This window comes from uncultured Bacillus sp., from assembly GCF_958411575.1.
GTDB lineage: Bacteria > Bacillota > Bacilli > Bacillales > Bacillaceae > Bacillus > Bacillus spizizenii.
Genome location: NZ_CATYRA010000005.1, coordinates 153,598 through 170,416 on the forward strand (window position 1 = coordinate 153,598; position 16,819 = coordinate 170,416).

The 16,819-nt window shown below is 41.8% G+C and carries 20 protein-coding genes; 13 read left to right on the forward strand and 7 right to left on the reverse strand.

All coding sequences use genetic code 11. From position 1 onward, the window contains the following. Nucleotide 1: 1 nt before the first annotated feature. Nucleotides 2–895, forward strand: coding sequence for a deoxyribonuclease IV (locus Q5C82_RS10200; protein WP_032727307.1), 894 nt, complete (start codon nucleotides 2–4; stop codon nucleotides 893–895). 26 nt (nucleotides 896–921) lie between these two features. Here Q5C82_RS10200 and Q5C82_RS10205 read toward each other — a convergent pair whose 3' ends face one another. Next, complete coding sequence (locus Q5C82_RS10205; RefSeq protein ID WP_003226238.1) at nucleotides 922–1,176, reverse strand: DUF2624 domain-containing protein; 255 nt, start codon at nucleotides 1,174–1,176, stop codon at nucleotides 922–924. Between the two features lie 115 nt (nucleotides 1,177–1,291). Between Q5C82_RS10205 and Q5C82_RS10210 the strand changes: the two genes are divergently transcribed. Together Q5C82_RS10210 and zur are read left to right on the forward strand one after the other, a co-directional pair. Further along, nucleotides 1,292–2,173, forward strand: coding sequence for a YitT family protein (locus Q5C82_RS10210; RefSeq protein ID WP_003226239.1), 882 nt, complete (start codon nucleotides 1,292–1,294; stop codon nucleotides 2,171–2,173). 136 nt (nucleotides 2,174–2,309) lie between these two features. Next, a complete protein-coding gene (gene zur / locus Q5C82_RS10215; RefSeq protein ID WP_003226241.1) occupies nucleotides 2,310–2,747 on the forward strand; it encodes a zinc uptake transcriptional repressor Zur in 438 nt (145 codons plus the stop codon). Nucleotides 2,748–2,792: 45 nt separating this feature from the next. Here zur and Q5C82_RS10220 read toward each other — a convergent pair whose 3' ends face one another. After that, a complete protein-coding gene (locus Q5C82_RS10220) occupies nucleotides 2,793–3,374 on the reverse strand; it encodes a hypothetical protein (RefSeq protein ID WP_003226243.1) in 582 nt (193 codons plus the stop codon). 133 nt (nucleotides 3,375–3,507) lie between these two features. Here Q5C82_RS10220 and Q5C82_RS10225 point away from each other — a divergent pair, with 133 nt between their 5' ends. Further along, a complete protein-coding gene (locus tag Q5C82_RS10225; protein WP_079996419.1) occupies nucleotides 3,508–3,897 on the forward strand; it encodes a DUF308 domain-containing protein in 390 nt (129 codons plus the stop codon). Nucleotides 3,898–3,922: 25 nt separating this feature from the next. Here Q5C82_RS10225 and ispG read toward each other — a convergent pair whose 3' ends face one another. From ispG to Q5C82_RS10240, 3 genes are all read right to left on the reverse strand, one after another. Next, nucleotides 3,923–5,056, reverse strand: coding sequence for a flavodoxin-dependent (E)-4-hydroxy-3-methylbut-2-enyl-diphosphate synthase (ispG, locus tag Q5C82_RS10230; RefSeq protein ID WP_079996409.1), 1,134 nt, complete (start codon nucleotides 5,054–5,056; stop codon nucleotides 3,923–3,925). 121 nt (nucleotides 5,057–5,177) lie between these two features. Continuing rightward, complete coding sequence (locus Q5C82_RS10235; RefSeq protein ID WP_003226250.1) at nucleotides 5,178–5,477, reverse strand: LysM domain-containing protein; 300 nt, start codon at nucleotides 5,475–5,477, stop codon at nucleotides 5,178–5,180. A gap of 94 nt (nucleotides 5,478–5,571) precedes the next feature. Continuing rightward, nucleotides 5,572–6,333, reverse strand: coding sequence for a DUF1189 domain-containing protein (locus Q5C82_RS10240; RefSeq protein WP_003226252.1), 762 nt, complete (start codon nucleotides 6,331–6,333; stop codon nucleotides 5,572–5,574). A 110-nt stretch (nucleotides 6,334–6,443) separates the two neighbouring features. Between Q5C82_RS10240 and Q5C82_RS10245 the strand changes: the two genes are divergently transcribed. The 9 genes from Q5C82_RS10245 to pstB (Q5C82_RS10285) all read left to right on the forward strand — a co-directional run bounded on the left by Q5C82_RS10245 (nucleotide 6,444) and on the right by pstB (Q5C82_RS10285) (nucleotide 15,940). Beyond that, entirely contained in the window at nucleotides 6,444–6,926 is a 483-nt protein-coding gene (locus Q5C82_RS10245; protein WP_003226254.1) for a DUF456 domain-containing protein, read from the forward strand. A 178-nt stretch (nucleotides 6,927–7,104) separates the two neighbouring features. After that, nucleotides 7,105–7,713, forward strand: a complete 609-nt coding sequence (sodA, locus tag Q5C82_RS10250) for a superoxide dismutase SodA (RefSeq protein ID WP_003226255.1) — start codon at nucleotides 7,105–7,107, stop codon at nucleotides 7,711–7,713. A gap of 106 nt (nucleotides 7,714–7,819) precedes the next feature. Then, nucleotides 7,820–9,112: an MFS transporter gene (locus tag Q5C82_RS10255; protein ID WP_003226258.1), complete on the forward strand. Its 1,293-nt coding sequence runs from the start codon at nucleotides 7,820–7,822 to the stop codon at nucleotides 9,110–9,112. A gap of 114 nt (nucleotides 9,113–9,226) precedes the next feature. Continuing rightward, nucleotides 9,227–11,377, forward strand: coding sequence for a penicillin-binding protein 2A (gene pbpA / locus Q5C82_RS10260; RefSeq protein WP_003226259.1), 2,151 nt, complete (start codon nucleotides 9,227–9,229; stop codon nucleotides 11,375–11,377). A gap of 154 nt (nucleotides 11,378–11,531) precedes the next feature. Further along, a complete protein-coding gene (locus tag Q5C82_RS10265; protein ID WP_003226261.1) occupies nucleotides 11,532–12,434 on the forward strand; it encodes a phosphate ABC transporter substrate-binding protein in 903 nt (300 codons plus the stop codon). A 68-nt stretch (nucleotides 12,435–12,502) separates the two neighbouring features. Beyond that, on the forward strand, nucleotides 12,503–13,432 hold the full coding sequence (gene pstC / locus Q5C82_RS10270; protein WP_003226263.1) for a phosphate ABC transporter permease subunit PstC: 930 nt from the start codon (nucleotides 12,503–12,505) through the stop codon (nucleotides 13,430–13,432). Then, complete coding sequence (pstA, locus tag Q5C82_RS10275) at nucleotides 13,432–14,316, forward strand: phosphate ABC transporter permease PstA (protein ID WP_003226265.1); 885 nt, start codon at nucleotides 13,432–13,434, stop codon at nucleotides 14,314–14,316. The genes pstC and pstA overlap by 1 nt, the downstream gene beginning before the upstream one ends. A 21-nt stretch (nucleotides 14,317–14,337) precedes the next feature. Beyond that, nucleotides 14,338–15,147 (forward strand): phosphate ABC transporter ATP-binding protein PstB, encoded by an 810-nt coding sequence (pstB, locus tag Q5C82_RS10280; RefSeq protein ID WP_003226267.1) that lies wholly within the window; start codon nucleotides 14,338–14,340, stop codon nucleotides 15,145–15,147. Nucleotides 15,148–15,157: 10 nt separating this feature from the next. Further along, nucleotides 15,158–15,940, forward strand: a complete 783-nt coding sequence (gene pstB / locus Q5C82_RS10285) for a phosphate ABC transporter ATP-binding protein PstB (protein WP_003226269.1) — start codon at nucleotides 15,158–15,160, stop codon at nucleotides 15,938–15,940. Between the two features lie 31 nt (nucleotides 15,941–15,971). Here pstB (Q5C82_RS10285) and Q5C82_RS10290 read toward each other — a convergent pair whose 3' ends face one another. Next, nucleotides 15,972–16,436, reverse strand: coding sequence for an endolytic transglycosylase MltG (locus Q5C82_RS10290; protein WP_003226271.1), 465 nt, complete (start codon nucleotides 16,434–16,436; stop codon nucleotides 15,972–15,974). Then, a complete protein-coding gene (locus tag Q5C82_RS10295) occupies nucleotides 16,433–16,786 on the reverse strand; it encodes a hypothetical protein (protein WP_003226272.1) in 354 nt (117 codons plus the stop codon). Before Q5C82_RS10295 ends, Q5C82_RS10290 begins: the two co-directional genes overlap by 4 nt. Between the last annotated feature and the right edge of the window lie 33 nt (nucleotides 16,787–16,819).

Below are 16,819 nucleotides of genomic sequence, written 5' to 3' on the forward strand. Positions count from 1 at the left end.
GTTGTTGAGAATAGGCTCACACGTCTCTATGAGCGGAAAACATATGCTTCTTGCTGCAAGCCAGGAAGCAGTCTCTTATGGAGCGAACACGTTTATGATCTATACAGGCGCACCGCAAAATACGCGCCGAAAGAAAATTGAAGACTTAAATATAGAAGCTGGCCGGGCACATATGCAAGAAAACGGCATTGACGAGATTATCGTACACGCGCCTTATATTATTAATATTGGCAACACGACAAATCCGTCCACTTTTGAGCTTGGTGTCGATTTTCTTCGTTCTGAAATTGAACGGACAGCGGCCATCGGAGCGAAGCAAATTGTCCTTCACCCGGGCGCTCATGTGGGAGCGGGAGCTGAAGCAGGCATCAAAAAAATTATTGAAGGTTTGAATGAAGTGATTGATCCGAATCAAAATGTCCAAATTGCATTAGAAACAATGGCAGGAAAAGGATCAGAATGCGGCAGAAGCTTTGAGGAGCTTGCACAGATTATCGATGGCGTTACGCACAATGAGCATTTGTCAGTATGCTTTGACACGTGCCATACACATGATGCCGGATATCAGATTGTCGAAGACTTTGACGGAGTGCTGAATGAGTTCGATAAAATCGTCGGTATTGACCGTATTAAAGTGCTTCATATCAATGACAGCAAAAATGTAAAAGGTGCAAGAAAAGACCGTCATGAAAACATTGGCTTTGGCGAAATCGGATTTGACGCACTGCAATATGTTGTTCACCACGAGCAGTTAAAAGACATTCCAAAAATTCTTGAAACGCCGTATGTCGGTGAAGATAAAAAGAATAAAAAACCGCCATACCGTTTCGAGATTGAAATGCTGAAAGAAAAACAATTTGATGACACATTGCTCGAAAAGATTTTACAGCAATAAAAAATGGGGGATAGCTCCCCCATTTTTTAGGTTGTAAATTGTTTGAATAGTTCATTAACAGTTTGGGCTGTTTCTTTTGATGTAATTGCCTCTACTTGTTTCAGCAGCCGCGTTCGTTCACTCTCATTAAAAATGTTCACATTTTTCCCGTATAACAGGTTTGCTACTTCAATGGCCTGCGGTCTTGTTAAACTGATTCCGTATTGTTTTGAGTACTTCAGCAAATCGTCAGCAGTAGCCTGATTAAGCCGCTGCAAAATAATTCTTTGAAATAAAATCATCGACCATTCCACCTCCAGACTTAATGTATGGGCAAAACAGTAAAATGTGTCAGTGTTTAATGGTAAAATAGATTTATAATGTATTTAAAATAGTTATTGCAGGAAAGGAGATTTTATGACCCCAACAAAACAACATAAGAGAGAAACATTTTCCCACTTTATTTTCAGGGTCTTCATGATTCTGTCAGGAGCTGCATGTGCGGCTGTAAGTATCGAATTATTTTTAATCCCCAACGATTTTATTGATGGCGGGATCATCGGTGTATCACTAATTTTAGACCACCTCTTTAAGTCAACCCCAATTCTGAATTTCGCTTTATTCGTTGTCGTGTTAAACATTCCTTTTATGATCTTCGGATATAAATATATCGGTAAGACCTTCCTTGTCTCTACGATGATTGGGATTGTTGGGCTTGCTGTTATTGAATCCTCGCTTCACCATGTAGAAGCCATTACAACTCAGCCTATCTTGGCCACTGTGTTCGGAGGTCTTTTACTCGGCTTTGGAGTCGGGCTCGTTATTCGAAACGGAGGTTCAATGGATGGTACAGAAATTCTCGGTATTTTGCTGACGAAAAAGTTGCCGTTTTCAGTAGGTGAGTTCGTTATGTTCATCAATGTATTCATTTTCATTTGGGCTGTTTTTGTGTTCGGTCCTGAGCAAGCAATGTACTCTTTCATGACTTATTATATTGCGATGAAAACAATTGATGCCGTAATTCAGGGGCTTGATGAAACAAAAGCTGTCATTATAGTGTCTGATCAGTATGATGAGATTTCCGACGCGATTTTGCACCGTCTCGGTCGCGGAACAACCAAGCTGAAAGGGAAAGGCGGATATACGGACGAAGAAAAGGACGTGATTTACGCGGTTGTCACAAGGCTGGAAGTGACTAAGCTAAAATCGATCGTGTTTGAAGTCGATCAAAATGCATTCATAACAATTATGAATACTCATGAAACGAGAGGCGGGAAATTCAAAAACGCAATCCACTAGCTTTCATTTACTTTTATTCATTTTATGGGTATAATTTTATCTGCAGTAGAGAAAATGGCTTGCTGGTCAGACAGCTGCCATTTTCTTTTTCATACATGTGATACGTTCTTAAGCAAAGCGAAAAGGGGGAACCTTCATGAACGTACAAGAAGCGCTGAACCTATTGAAAGAAAATGGATATAAATACACAAACAAACGGGAGGATATGCTGCAGCTTTTTGCTGATTCAGACAGATATCTTACCGCTAAAAACGTACTGTCTGCATTAAATGATGATTATCCCGGCTTAAGCTTTGATACAATCTACAGAAACCTTTCTTTATATGAAGAACTTGGTATTTTGGAAACAACCGAGCTGTCCGGTGAAAAACTCTTCCGATTTAAGTGTTCATTTACCCATCATCATCATCACTTTATTTGTCTTGCCTGTGGTAAAACCAAGGAAATTGAATCATGTCCGATGGACAAGCTTTGTGATGATTTGGATGGCTATCAGGTCAGCGGGCATAAATTTGAGATTTACGGCACATGCCCTGAATGTACAGCGGAAAATCAAGAAAGCACGACTGCGTAATTGCATATATATATATGAGAGAAGGAGCCCAGTTTGGCTCCTTTTTCAGTTATTGACACGTATGAAGTGATGTTTGTTTTTATTCATCCATTGAACGGCTTCTAGCCAGTTGTTTACTCTGATGATGTTTGAATCAATCGGAAGCTGATTATATGGGGAATTGAATAAAATGACCGGTATATTGGCTTCTTTCGCGATCATCATCGCGTTTCCGTGATGATCCTCAAAAAACAAGTCGATGTTATGTTTTTTGACTGCCTCAACTTTATGATGACCGCCAACGAGTTCGATGTGGTCGTAGTGAATGTTTTGTCTGTCAAACCATTCATAGGTAATATCAGTTAAATGAGTCCGTCTCGCTGTAATATAAATAAGCTTGTGCTCCTCTTTGAGGAGGTCAAGTGACTGTTTTGCATGCTGTGCAAGCAATGCTTCCTTATATATGATCGCTTCATTTTGATTCATCCAATCCCAAAATTCTTCCTGCGTAATGTTTAACAGCTTTGTTAAATCATAATCCGTCATATCGTTTAATGAAATGGAAAGATTAAACGAGCGGTTCAAATAAGGGACGAATGTATCCTGAGCCGTGATTGTGCCGTCAATATCTATTCCTAAGCGTAACATGCCCACACTCCTTCAGTTTCATCCCTTCAAGTGTAACATAAACAATTGACATTAACAGAAAAGTTTAGCAAACATGAATCAGGCGAAATAGACCAAACTATAAAAGCTCCTTTAATAAAAACAGAAGGGGGAATTGAAGGTGGCAAACGATTACGAAAAACGTGATAACAACGGCTACTATGTTGACCATGGTTCTGAAGGAACAAATATAACCCGCGACAATGATGGTTTTTTTGAGGAAACGGCTGCTGAAATCGCCGAGCCTTACCGTGCTGCTGACCGCAGCAATGACCGAGACAATGACCGCAGCGGCGGCAATGTCAATGAAGGACGGGGAATAGGGTATATTGCTTTAGCCTTGTCCATTATTTCATTGTTTGTACTGCCTGTTTTATTGGGAGCTGCCGGTATTATTGTCGGCTATATCGCAAGAAGAAGAGGTGCCCAAGGCCTTGGAGCTTGGGCGATGGGTATCGGTGTCATCTCATTAGTGCTTGGAATATTTATTATTCCTTTCTTCTAATACAAAAAAGCTTGACGGGTTCCCGTCAAGCTTTTTGTGTCTCTTCTTTTAATTCTGCTTTTTCGGCTTCAAGCTTTGCATAGTGTTCCTCAGCAAGAATGTCGATTTCTTTCTTGAGTTCCTCTACCATTGTTTCCTCAGGGACTTTACGGACAATTTTCCCCTTCCGGAACAGCAGCCCTTCGCCGCGAGCTCCGGCGATGCCGATATCAGCTTCTCTTGCTTCACCAGGTCCGTTTACGGCGCAGCCAAGAACAGCAACTTTAATCGGCGCTTTTACCTTAGAAATATATTCTTCCACTTCATTGGCAATGCTGATCAGATCAATCTCAATACGGCCGCAAGTCGGACATGAGATGAGCGTGGCAGCATTGGAGGCTAAACCGAAAGATTTCAGAAGCTCTCTTGCTACTTTTACCTCTTCCACAGGATCTGCGCTTAATGAAATGCGCAGGGTGTTCCCGATGCCCTTGCTTAAAATCGCGCCGAGTCCTGCTGCGCTCTTTACTGTGCCGGCAAACAGTGTTCCTGACTCGGTGATCCCGAGGTGGAGCGGGTAATCAAATGCTTTCGCCGCTTTTTCATAAGCCTCGATTGCGAGGTTCACGTCAGACGCCTTCATGCTGACAATAATATCGTGAAAATCGAGATCTTCAAGAATTTTAATGTGATGAAGTGCGCTTTCTACCATTCCATCGGCAGTCGGATAACCGTATTTTTCTAAAATCCGTTTTTCAAGTGAACCGGCGTTTACTCCGATTCTGATCGGAATCCCTTTTTCTTTCGCCGCTTGAACGACCGCTTCGACTTTTTCGCGGCGGCCGATGTTGCCGGGGTTGATTCGGATTTTATCTGCGCCGCCTTCAATGGCTTTTAACGCAAGTTTATAATCGAAATGTATGTCAACAACGAGCGGAATGGAAATGCGTTTTTTAATATCCGCAATGGCGTTTGCCGCACGTTCATCCGGACATGCTACCCGGACGATTTGGCATCCGGCTTCAGCCAAACGGTTAATTTCCGCAACCGTTGCTTCTACATCATGTGTTTTTGTTGTTGTCATGCTTTGGATGACAACTTCATTGTTGCCGCCTATTGTTAAAGGTCCCACTTTGACGGGACGCGTTTTTGTACGATGTGTGATTTCACTCACTTGCAATCGCTCCTTAATTGTAGTTGCCGCTTCTAGATATAACAATTCTAGTATGGTTTATGTGAATTTATTTTACAAATTATATTGTAACAGTGTCTTCGCCAAACTGACAAGAAATTAACGTTAATTAAGGGTAGACCGGGAATTTGTACGCTGTTCCTGCTTGAATGGCGTTGGCTTTCACATTCGGATTCAGTGTTTCAAAATCCTTTACAATGTCGTCTGGAGAACCTGCTGATCCGACAATCGACATAACCGTATCACCCGGGTTTACATTCACTGTTTTATATGCTGGTTCTTGTGCAGCCGTTTTTGCTGATGCTTCGTAGACAGGGAGGTCCTGAATGGGTATCGTTCCAATTTTAAGATCATAAAAAAGAATAAAAAGAATAAAAACAAAACTGCATACAAAAGTGAGACGCTTCATCGCTTTTCCTCCCGCATACGAAATTTTATACCATAGTATGCTTGTCCAATTAGATTCATGACAAAAGAAAAGAGACTGCGAAAGCAGTCTCGGATTATACAGCAGCTTTTTTGGAAGGAATCTCTTTTAAAACAAGAAACAGAATGACAAAGTTGACAAACCAGTTCAGCAAAAATTCACTAGGAACTGTCACTTCTAACGCACGCATAATCGTAAAGAATATAGTCGAAAGGGTGATGGAATAAGCAGAAAGCTTCCAGAGCTGATGGTAGGACAGATGTTTTTTCTGTGAATTCTTAATGATTACCCCGATAAGCGCTAAAAAGGATACTTCAATAAATTTTCCTGCGGCTGTTACGAGAAAAATGAGAGCCGAGAGAACAGTTACGATCATCGTTTTATTTTGATTTAAACCTGCAATGATATCTTTTTTCTTTAACTCTGAAGGCATCATTGAGTAAGGCATCTCTTGGGCTTGTCCGTCAATGGCCAAAACAAATTTGTTCTGAAGGATGCCGATTGCGTTTTGCTTTGCTTCAATTTGTTCGGTGCCGTAGGCGTCTGTCGGATCAAATACGATAACGAAACCATTTGCCTGCGATTCCGTGGCTTTTTTCTCATCCGTTTGAAGTTTGCCGTTTGAAATTGTGAAATCAGGGAAATCTTTGTTTAAAACGGTTTTAAAGCCGTTCATTGATTTTACGGTCCCTGAGCTTACATAATAAGCGGTTGGAATTGCAAAAAGGACAGAGAGCAAAAATACATAAAGAATCGCTTTTCCGATTCCTTGAAATCTTGTTTTTGCAATATCACGGGGAGAGTATGTACTTTTGATGAAAAGCTGAAATACATTCACTATCTTCACTTCCTAGCTATACTAATATATGTTGCTTATTGTATCGTTGCCTGCGTGTGAATACAAGGAAGACATGAAGAAGATGGATGTAAAAAGGGAGGATGGATGTCATGGATTTGTTGTATTGGCTGGTGATTGCGGCGGTATTTATCATCGCCTTTATCGGGCTGGTGTATCCCGTTATTCCAAGTGTAGTATTTATCGTTGCCGGTTTTGTATTGTATGGATTTTTGTTTTCATTCGGTCCGTATTCTTATATGTTCTGGCTTATTGAAGCTGTTTTTGCCGCAGTATTATTCGCCGCAGATTACGTGTCTAATCTGCTTGGAGTCAAAAGGTTCGGCGGAAGCAAAGCCGCCATATGGGGAAGCACGATCGGTTTATTAATCGGGCCTTTCGTCATTCCGGTTGCGGGGATCATCTTAGGGCCGTTTATCGGGGCGGTTTGTGCAGAACTTATCGTCCATCAAAAGGACTTAAAGTCAGCATTTAAAATCGGTCTCGGCTCGCTCATTGGCTTTTTAACAGGGGTTATTGCAAAAGGCATCATACAGCTTTTGATGATCGGCTATTTTTTATGGACGGTCCTATAATAATTGCGGGCGGCAGGTTTAATGGGACGGATTATCGGTTAAAGTGAAATATGTCCGCTGAAATGAGCCAACTTGTGAGCATTTTCATTGATTACAAAGCATTCTTTTGTTACATTGAATGAAGAAAGGCTCGCTGTGAAGCGGCATTTCAGTACATATATATTAAGGAGGAATTATCATGGCTTACGAACTTCCAGAATTACCTTATGCGTACGATGCTTTAGAACCGCATATCGACAAGGAAACTATGACTATTCACCATACGAAACACCACAACACATACGTTACAAATTTAAACAAAGCGGTTGAAGGAAACACTGCACTTGCAAACAAATCAGTTGAAGAGCTTGTTGCAGATCTTGACTCTGTTCCTGAAAACATCCGCACTGCAGTCCGCAACAACGGCGGCGGACACGCGAACCACAAATTATTCTGGACACTTTTATCTCCAAACGGCGGAGGAGAACCGACTGGCGCGCTTGCTGATGATATCAACAGTGTATTTGGAAGCTTTGACAAATTCAAAGAGCAATTCGCAGCTGCAGCAGCTGGACGCTTCGGTTCTGGCTGGGCATGGCTTGTTGTGAACAACGGCAAACTTGAAATCACAAGCACGCCAAACCAAGATTCTCCGCTTTCTGAAGGCAAAACGCCTATCTTAGGTCTTGACGTTTGGGAGCATGCTTACTACCTTAACTATCAAAACCGCCGTCCTGACTACATTTCAGCGTTCTGGAATGTTGTAAACTGGGACGAAGTGGCTCGTCTATACAGCGAAGCAAAATAATGACACGAGCAAGGCCCTCAATATAGGGCCTTGTTTTTTTATGTCTTCTTTTTACATATCTCGGTTTGAGTGAGACAGACTAAGGGATAGTAAAGGGGAGTCAGTAATGAGCAAACTAAAAAAAGTGATTGGCGATGTAGACGTAAACAAAGGATTACTCTTTCTGCTGACCATTGGCGGGCTTTATTCGCTGGGGATTGCCCTGTCCAATACATTTGTTAATGTGTATCTTTGGAAGCAGTCAGGGAAATTTATTGATTTGGCGATATATAATTTATCCATTGTGACAATGCAGCCGATAACCTTTTATTTGGCTGGTCGGTTAGCCAAAAAAATAGACAGGGTGTTCATTTTAAGGTTCGGTGTGATTTTTTTAGCTGCCTTTTATTTAAGTGTTCTTTTAGCCGGAGAAACGGCGGCCAGCCGGCTTGTGCTGATCGGCGCGGTGCTCGGAGTGGGTTATGGCTTTTATTGGCTTGCGTTTAACGTGCTGACCTTTGAAATAACAGAGCCGGATACGCGAGACTTTTTCAACGGATTTATGGGCATTCTGTCTTCCTCTGCAGGAATGATCGGCCCGATTGTAGCGGGATTCGTGATCTCAAGGCTTGAAAATAATACGGGTTATACAGTGATTTTCAGTCTCTCCCTCAGTTTATTTGCCCTAGCTGTCGTGATGAGCTTTTTCTTAAAACGGAGAGAATCAAAGGGCCGTTTTATGCTGAGCAAAGTATTTGGAGAGCGCCATAGCAATATGAACTGGCGGAGAATTACGAATGCGCATTTTTTTCAGGGTTTGAGAGAAGGGATTTTTGTCTTTTTAATCAGTGTATTTGTATTTATTGAGACAAACAGCGAACTGGCCCTCGGCACATTTGGCCTCGTCAACTCAGCTGTTTCCTTCTTTGCCTACTACTTTGCATCCAGATTGATTAAGAAAAAGAACAGAAAAAAATCGATTTTGCTGGGCGGACTTATTCTGTATGGAGCGCTGTTTTTGATTCTGTTTCATATGAGCTTTACGACATTATTGACATACGGCGTTTTTATTGCTATCGGCTATCCACTTTTGCTCGTGCCATATGTATCACTTACATATGATGTGATAGGACGGGCGAGGCATGCCAGAAAAGCAAGAATTGAATATATCGTGCTGAGGGAATTGTTTTTAAACGCCGGCAGGATTGTCTCCATTTTATGCTTTCTTCTGATTGTGGCCCTGCTGAAAGAGGATGTGGGAATTCCTTTGTCACTTGCGATATTAGGTATAGGACATCCGCTGATTTATTACTTTGTCAAGGATATCCGTTTTAAGGAGAAAGAAGAGGAAAATGAAACCATGGAAGAAGACGGCCAAAAACGGGTAACTGAACCGAATCTTTTAAAAGGCGAAAGATAATTTTTTTGTCAAAAAGGGGTTATCTGTAGAAAAAAGTCGAAAAAACCTTTAAAATGAAAACTGGCACTCTTACTTGAGTGTCTTTTCTTTCTGTAAATAGAAAAAGGTGATGTTATGAGGAGAAATAAACCAAAAAAGCAAAATCATAAAGAGAAAAAGAAGTCGCTTCCGATCCGGCTGAATATTTTATTCTTGGCTGCCTTTGTCATATTTACCTGGATTATTGTAGAACTGGGCATCAAGCAGATCGTGCAAGGCGATGATTACAAAAATCAAGCTAATAAGCAGGAACAAAGTGAAGTCAGCTCGGCGGTGCCGCGCGGGAAGATTTATGATCGAAACTTTAATGCCATCGTGACAAATAAGGCCTTAAATGCAATCACATACACCAGATCTAAATCGACCACGCAAGAGCAACGTTTAAAGATCGCCAAAAAGCTGTCTGAAATGATTAAAGTCGACACAAAAAAAGTAACAGAACGGGATAAAAAAGATTATTGGATTTTGACTAGACCGAAAGAAGCGAAAAAACTGATTACCTCTAAAGAAAGACAGCAGGTTGAAGACAAAAAATTATCCGATGACGATTTATATCAGCTACAGCTAAAACGGATTACTGATAAGCAGCTCAATGAACTGACGGATAAAGACATGCAGATCCTCGCTATCAAAAGACAGATGGATTCAGGATATGCATTGACCCCTCAATATATCAAAAATGAAGATGTATCAGCGAAAGAAATGGCAGTCGTGAGTGAACATTTAGACGAACTGCCAGGTGTTGATGTTACGTCCGATTGGGAACGTGAATATCCGTATAAAAACCTTCTTCGCTCAGTGCTTGGAAGTGTTTCCAGCTCTGATGAAGGATTGCCGTCCAACTTGCTCGACCATTATCTGTCGCTTGGCTACAGCCGAAATGACAGGGTCGGAAAAAGTTATCTGGAATACCAATACGAAAGCCTTCTGCAGGGCCAAAAAGCAAGAGTTGAAAATATCACAGATTCAAACGGCAATGTGACGGGAACAAAAACGGTTTCTGAAGGCAAAGCCGGTAAAGATCTCGTGCTTACGATTGATATTGATTTACAAAAAGAAGTGGAAAAAATTATTGAGAAAAACCTCAAATCTGCTAAAGCAAGACCAAGCACTCAATTGTTAGACCGGGCATTCGTTGTCATGATGGATCCAAGAAACGGTGAAGTGCTGACAATGGCGGGCAAGCAGATTAAACAAGAAAATGGAAAATATAAAATTGACGATTACGCGCTAGGAAATATGACGTCATCTTATGCCATGGGTTCGGCTGTCAAAGGTGCAACCGTTCTGACAGGCTTGCAAACAGGTGCCATCAACCTGAATACAGTTTTTCAGGATGAACCATTGTATATTGGCCAGGATAAAAACGGTAAAAAATCTTGGACAACTTTAGGACCAGTTAACATTCAAAGAGCCTTAGAGCAGTCTTCCAACGTATTTATGTTTAAAACTGCGATCGCGCTTGGAAAAGGTGAATATAAACCGCATCAAGCTTTACCAATTGATACTACGGCCTTTGATACATTCCGGAATTACTTCAGCCAATTTGGATTGGGTGTCAAAACTGGAATTGATCTTCCGAATGAAATGACAGGCTATAAAGGAACAAACAGATTAACGGGATTCTTGCTTGACTATGCGATCGGCCAGTACGATACGTATACACCGCTGGAGCTGGCGCAATACGTATCAACGATTGCAAACGGAGGCTACCGCTTGAAGCCCCAGCTTGTAAAGGAAGTCAGAGAACCTAATGCTGAAAAAGGGATCGGTGCTGTCGTGCAATCCGTTCAGCCGGAAGTGCTGAATAAAATCGACATGAAGAGTGAATACATTAAAGAAGTACAGGCCGGGTTCAGACGAGTGATGACAAAAGGAACAGCTGCCAGCCAATTTGCATCAGCTTCATATCAGCCTGCGGGCAAAACAGGAACAGCACAGTCCTTCTATGATGGGCCTGATAAATCAAAAACAGGAACAGGGACTTATAATACGACACTTGTCGCTTATGCGCCGGCTGATAATCCTGAGATTGCGATCTCTGTCGTAGTACCTTGGGCTTATATTGATTATGGCGCTAAATATACCATTACAAACGAAATCGGCAGAGAGGTATTGGATAAATATTTTGAGCTGAAATCGAAGCAGGACAAAGAAGATACACAGCAAAAGAATAAAGATAAAATCGAAGAGAATGCAGAAAACACAACGTCTTCTGATAACTAAAAAGAAACGCTCACATGATGTGGGCGTTTTTTTTATACAAAAAAACGCATTGATTTACAAAACCTTAACATTCGATTCAAACCCTTTTTACACAGAACCTTTACTCTATACGTGTAGGACAAATTACACATTATACGCAGGGGGAATTCAGGAAATGAAAAAAAACAAATTGGTGCTTATGCTTCTGATGGCTGCTTTTATGATGATTGCAGCTGCATGCGGAAATGCAGGAGAAAGTGAAAAATCGAATGGCGATTCTGCAAAAGGAGAAGGAAAGGCATCAGGTTCTTTAACCATTTCTGGTTCATCGGCTATGCAGCCATTAGTACTTGCAGCCGCAGAAAAATTTATGGAAGAAAACCCTGATGCAGATATACAGGTACAAGCTGGCGGTTCTGGAACAGGGCTTTCTCAAGTTTCTGAAGGAGCTGTGCAGATCGGAAATTCAGACGTTTTTGCTGAAGAAAAAGAAGGGATCGATGCAAAAGCGCTTGTCGATCATCAAGTCGCAGTAGTTGGCATGGCAGCAGCTGTAAACCCTGATGCTGGTGTAAAGGATATTTCAAAAGATGAATTGAAAAAAATCTTCACTGGCAAAATCAAAAACTGGAAAGAGCTTGGCGGCAAAGACCAAAAGATTACACTTGTAAACCGTCCTGATTCTTCTGGCACACGTGCTACATTTGTGAAATATGCGCTTGACGGAGAAGAACCTGCAGAAGGCATTACTGAAGATTCTTCCAACACAGTGAAAAAGATCATTGCTGACACTCCGGGAGCGATTGGATATCTTGCATTTTCATATTTAACAGATGACAAAGTAACTGCTCTATCTATTGACGGCGTAAAACCTGAAGCGAAAAATGTTGCAGCTGGCGAGTATCCGATCTGGGCTTATCAACACTCTTATACAAAAGGTGAAGCGACAGATTTAGCTAAAGAATTTCTTGATTATCTAAAGAGTGAAGACATTCAAAAAAGCATTGTTACTGACCAAGGCTACATTCCGGTTACTGATATGAAAGTGACACGCGATGCCAACGGGAAGCAAAGCTGATCTCAATAAAAAGAGGAGTGCGGGGACAACCGTTTCTCCTCTTAACACATTCATAGGAGTGTAAAACAATGATAAACAATAGAGAAAATATGTCTGTGAGCGAGCGTTTGATCAGCTCAAGGCAAAATCGGCAATTGGATGAAGTTCGAGGAAGAATGATTGTGACAGCTTGTGCGCTTATTATGATTGCGGCATCTGTTGCGATCACTATTTTCCTCGGCGTTAAGGGGCTGCAATCTTTTCTTGTAAATGGTGTAAGCCCAATTGAATTCTTAACGAGCCTAAATTGGAACCCTACAGATACTGATCCGAAATATGGAGTGCTGCCATTTATTTTTGGATCATTTGCAGTAACGATTCTTTCTGCTCTCATTGCTGCGCCGCTTGGCATTGCAGGTGCGATTTTCATGACAGAAATTGCGCCGAATTGGGGAAAGAAAGTGCTGCAGCCGGTAATTGAGCTTTTAGTCGGCATTCCATCTGTTGTTTATGGATTCATAGGTCTTACAGTATTGGTACCATTTATCGCCCAGTTCAAATCGAGCGGAACAGGGCACAGTTTATTGGCGGGAACGATTGTCCTTTCTATCATGATTCTGCCGACCATCACATCGATCTCTGCTGATGCGATGGCTTCCCTTCCGAAGAGCTTAAGAGAAGGTTCTTACGCGTTAGGTGCGACTAGATGGCAGACGATCAGAAAAGTATTAGTGCCTGCAGCCTTTCCAACATTAATGACGGCTGTTGTGCTTGGTATGGCACGGGCGTTTGGTGAGGCTTTGGCTGTTCAGATGGTCATTGGAAATACAAGAGTATTGCCAGAAAGCCTGTTTGACACTGCTGGAACACTGACAACGATCATCACGCTGAATATGGGCCACACCACATACGGCAGTGTTGAAAACAATACGCTGTGGTCAATGGGGCTTGTGCTCCTGGTGATATCATTCTTGTTCATCTTGCTGATTCGCTACTTGTCATCTAGGAGGAAAGTGTAATGAACCGCAAAATAACAGATAAACTGGCGACTGGAATGTTTGGTTTGTGCGCAGCCATTATCGCTGCAATTCTAGTAGGCTTGTTCTCCTATATTATTATAAACGGTGTTTCACAGCTCAGCTTCGACTTTATTACGACAAAATCGAGCGCCATTGCAGCTGGAGGAGGAATACGCGACCAGCTGTTTAACTCCTTTTATATTTTGTTTATTACGATGCTGATTACAATTCCGCTCGGTGTGGGCGGCGGAGTGTTCATGGCTGAGTACGCGCCTAATAACAGAGTGACTGATTTCATCAGAACATGTATAGAGGTGCTTTCATCTCTTCCGTCTATTGTCATTGGGATGTTTGGATTATTGATGTTTGTCAATTTAACAGGCTGGGGATATACGATCATAGGCGGGGCGCTTGCGTTAACTGTTTTCAACCTTCCTGTCATGGTGCGTGTGACTGAAGATGCGATCCGTTCAGTCCCTAAAGATCTGAAGGAAGCCTCTCTCGCGTTAGGTGTATCACGCTGGCATACTGTAAAAACGGTTTTAATTCCAAGTGCGATTCCTTCTATCATCACAGGAGCAATTTTAGCGTCAGGAAGGGTGTTCGGGGAAGCGGCGGCATTATTATTTACAGCCGGTCTGACAACGCCGCGTCTTAATTTTACAGAGTGGAACCCGTTTTCTGAAACATCGCCGCTTAATATTTTCAGGCCAGCTGAAACACTTGCGGTCCACATTTGGAACGTAAATACGCAAGGAATCATTCCGGATGCTGAAGCGATTGCCAACGGAGGTTCTGCGGTGCTGGTGATTTCTGTTCTTGTGTTTAATCTCGCAGCAAGATGGCTTGGCACAATGATCTACAAAAAGCTTACGGCAAATTAGAACGGAAAGAGGCGACAAAACATGTCTGTACAAATGGTAAAAGAAAAGCCTGAGCGCACTGTTTTCGTTCCAAAACAGCGCCACGTGCTCGAAGTGAAAGATCTGTCTATTTTTTACGGCACTAAACAAGCGGTCCACCATGTGAATATGGATATTGAAAAGAATGCGGTGACCGCTTTGATTGGGCCATCAGGATGCGGAAAGTCGACTTTTTTGAGAAACATTAACCGAATGAATGACTTAATTCCGTCTGCAAGAGCTGAAGGTGAAATCCTTTATGAAGGATTAAATATACTGGGTGGAAATATTAATGTTGTCAGCTTAAGAAGAGAAATCGGAATGGTTTTCCAAAAACCGAATCCCTTTCCGAAATCGATCTATGCGAATATCACCCATGCATTGAAATATGCCGGAGAGCGGAATAAAGCTGTTTTAGATGAGATTGTGGAAGAAAGCTTAACAAAAGCTGCGCTCTGGGATGAGGTGAAGGATCGTTTGCATTCATCTGCACTCTCGTTATCAGGCGGCCAGCAACAACGTTTATGTATCGCGAGAACGCTTGCGATGAAGCCGGCCGTTCTTCTGCTGGATGAACCAGCTTCAGCGCTAGATCCGATTTCAAATGCAAAAATAGAGGAATTAATTACAGAATTAAAAAGTGAATACTCGATTATTATTGTCACGCACAATATGCAGCAGGCTCTGCGGGTTTCTGACCGGACGGCATTCTTTTTAAACGGCGAGCTTGTAGAATACGGACAGACTGAACAAATTTTCACCAGTCCGAAGCAGCAAAAGACAGAGGATTATATTAACGGGAAATTCGGATAGGAGGGCAGCAATGAGTATTGCTACCGAAGCTGTAATGAAACAGGAAGTCTATCAAGTCAACGGAATGAACTTATGGTATGGACAGCATCATGCTTTGAAAAATATCAATTTGAGCATTCATGAAAACGAGGTCACGGCGATTATCGGGCCATCAGGATGCGGGAAATCGACCTTCATTAAAACATTGAATTTAATGATTCAAATGACGCCGAATGTAAAACTTGCTGGTGAGCTGAACTATAATGGCAGCAACATTTTAAAGGGTAAAGTGGATATCGTGGATTTACGAAAAAATATTGGTATGGTATTCCAAAAAGGGAATCCGTTTCCGCAATCTATCTTTGATAATGTTGCTTATGGACCGAGAGTCCACGGCACCAAAAATAAAAAGAAGCTTCAGGATATTGTGGAAAAGTCATTAAAAGACGTGGCGTTATGGGATGAAGTGAAGGATCGTTTGCATACATCAGCCCTTTCGCTATCAGGCGGCCAGCAGCAGCGTCTTTGTATCGCCAGAGCGCTTGCGACAAATCCTGATATTTTGCTGATGGATGAACCGACATCTGCGCTAGATCCAATTTCAACGAGAAAAATTGAAGAACTCATTCTTGAGCTGAAAAATAAATATACGATTGTCATCGTCACGCACAACATGCAGCAGGCAGCACGGGTTTCTGATCAAACCGCCTTTTTCTACATGGGCGAGCTTGTTGAATGCGACAATACCAATAAAATGTTCTCTAACCCGCAGGATCAAAGAACTCTCGATTATATTACAGGAAAGTTTGGGTGAAAAAAAACAGGCTGACTGTCAGCCTGTTTTTTTATCGTGTTAACGTCTTTACGATCTTTTTGAAACTCATGTCAGATTTTACTTTAAACTCGCCGGCGCGGATTTCTTTGTGATAGCCGGCATCAATGACATAGTCGTTAAAGTCTTGAGCCGAGGAGATGATGCCTTCTTTTTCAAGAATAGCAGATACATCTGCGGTGCTCATGCCGTCTTTAATGGTGAGTTTGTACGTTTTGACTTTGTCTGTTTTCGTGTCTGAGCTGCTGTCATCGTTCAAGGATTTCTCTTTTGAATCGAGAAGTTTTTGATATTCATCACGGTTAACAGATACCATTTTTTTAGAATCAAGGTAATTGTTCACGTCTTGTTCGGTTACTGTTTTATTTTCTTTTACAGCAGCGGCCTGATCTTCGTCTGTCAGATAAAAAACAGCTGCAAGAACGGATGTCGCTAAAATGATACCGCCAGCAAATGCCTGAATGCCTCGTTTTGTCATACGAGCACCTTCTCGTTATCTTTGATAATCGTATTCACGTCTTCCACTGATACATGCTCAGCTTTAGCAATGGCTTCAGCGGACATGCCGTTATTATATTTAGAAAGTATTTGTTTAGCGATCTTTTGATTAATGTCGCTATGCTTTGATTTGCGGATGACAAGGTTTGTTTCCAGTAATTCTTCCTCAAGCACTGTCATTTTCTTTTTGAGCTTGTAAATTTCCTGCATCGCAGAAAGCTGCAGTGTTTCGAGCTCCTGTTCTACATCTTTCATCGGATCTCTTTGAGAATATGAGAATGCAATTAGCGCTATACTGACGATAAACAACGCAATAATAGCAATTTCCACGTTTCATCACCTTCTATTCTTTTTTTATCCTTC

Excerpts from the sequence above, each read along its gene's own strand:
- zur (WP_003226241.1), top strand. The coding sequence starts at position 2,310 with ATGAACGTACAAGAAGCGCTGAACCTATTGAAAGAAAATGGATATAAA.
- Q5C82_RS10205 (WP_003226238.1), bottom strand. The coding sequence starts at position 1,176 with ATGATTTTATTTCAAAGAATTATTTTGCAGCGGCTTAATCAGGCTACT.
- Q5C82_RS10235 (WP_003226250.1), bottom strand. The coding sequence starts at position 5,477 with ATGAAGCGTCTCACTTTTGTATGCAGTTTTGTTTTTATTCTTTTTATT.
- pbpA (WP_003226259.1), top strand. The coding sequence starts at position 9,227 with ATGAGGAGAAATAAACCAAAAAAGCAAAATCATAAAGAGAAAAAGAAG.
- Q5C82_RS10220 (WP_003226243.1), bottom strand. The coding sequence starts at position 3,374 with ATGTTACGCTTAGGAATAGATATTGACGGCACAATCACGGCTCAGGAT.
- pstC (WP_003226263.1), top strand. The coding sequence starts at position 12,503 with ATGATAAACAATAGAGAAAATATGTCTGTGAGCGAGCGTTTGATCAGC.
- Q5C82_RS10255 (WP_003226258.1), top strand. The coding sequence starts at position 7,820 with ATGAGCAAACTAAAAAAAGTGATTGGCGATGTAGACGTAAACAAAGGA.
- pstB (WP_003226267.1), top strand. The coding sequence starts at position 14,338 with ATGTCTGTACAAATGGTAAAAGAAAAGCCTGAGCGCACTGTTTTCGTT.
- Q5C82_RS10210 (WP_003226239.1), top strand. The coding sequence starts at position 1,292 with ATGACCCCAACAAAACAACATAAGAGAGAAACATTTTCCCACTTTATT.
- sodA (WP_003226255.1), top strand. The coding sequence starts at position 7,105 with ATGGCTTACGAACTTCCAGAATTACCTTATGCGTACGATGCTTTAGAA.
- pstB (WP_003226269.1), top strand. The coding sequence starts at position 15,158 with ATGAGTATTGCTACCGAAGCTGTAATGAAACAGGAAGTCTATCAAGTC.
- pstA (WP_003226265.1), top strand. The coding sequence starts at position 13,432 with ATGAACCGCAAAATAACAGATAAACTGGCGACTGGAATGTTTGGTTTG.
- Q5C82_RS10245 (WP_003226254.1), top strand. The coding sequence starts at position 6,444 with ATGGATTTGTTGTATTGGCTGGTGATTGCGGCGGTATTTATCATCGCC.
- Q5C82_RS10290 (WP_003226271.1), bottom strand. The coding sequence starts at position 16,436 with ATGACAAAACGAGGCATTCAGGCATTTGCTGGCGGTATCATTTTAGCG.
- Q5C82_RS10265 (WP_003226261.1), top strand. The coding sequence starts at position 11,532 with ATGAAAAAAAACAAATTGGTGCTTATGCTTCTGATGGCTGCTTTTATG.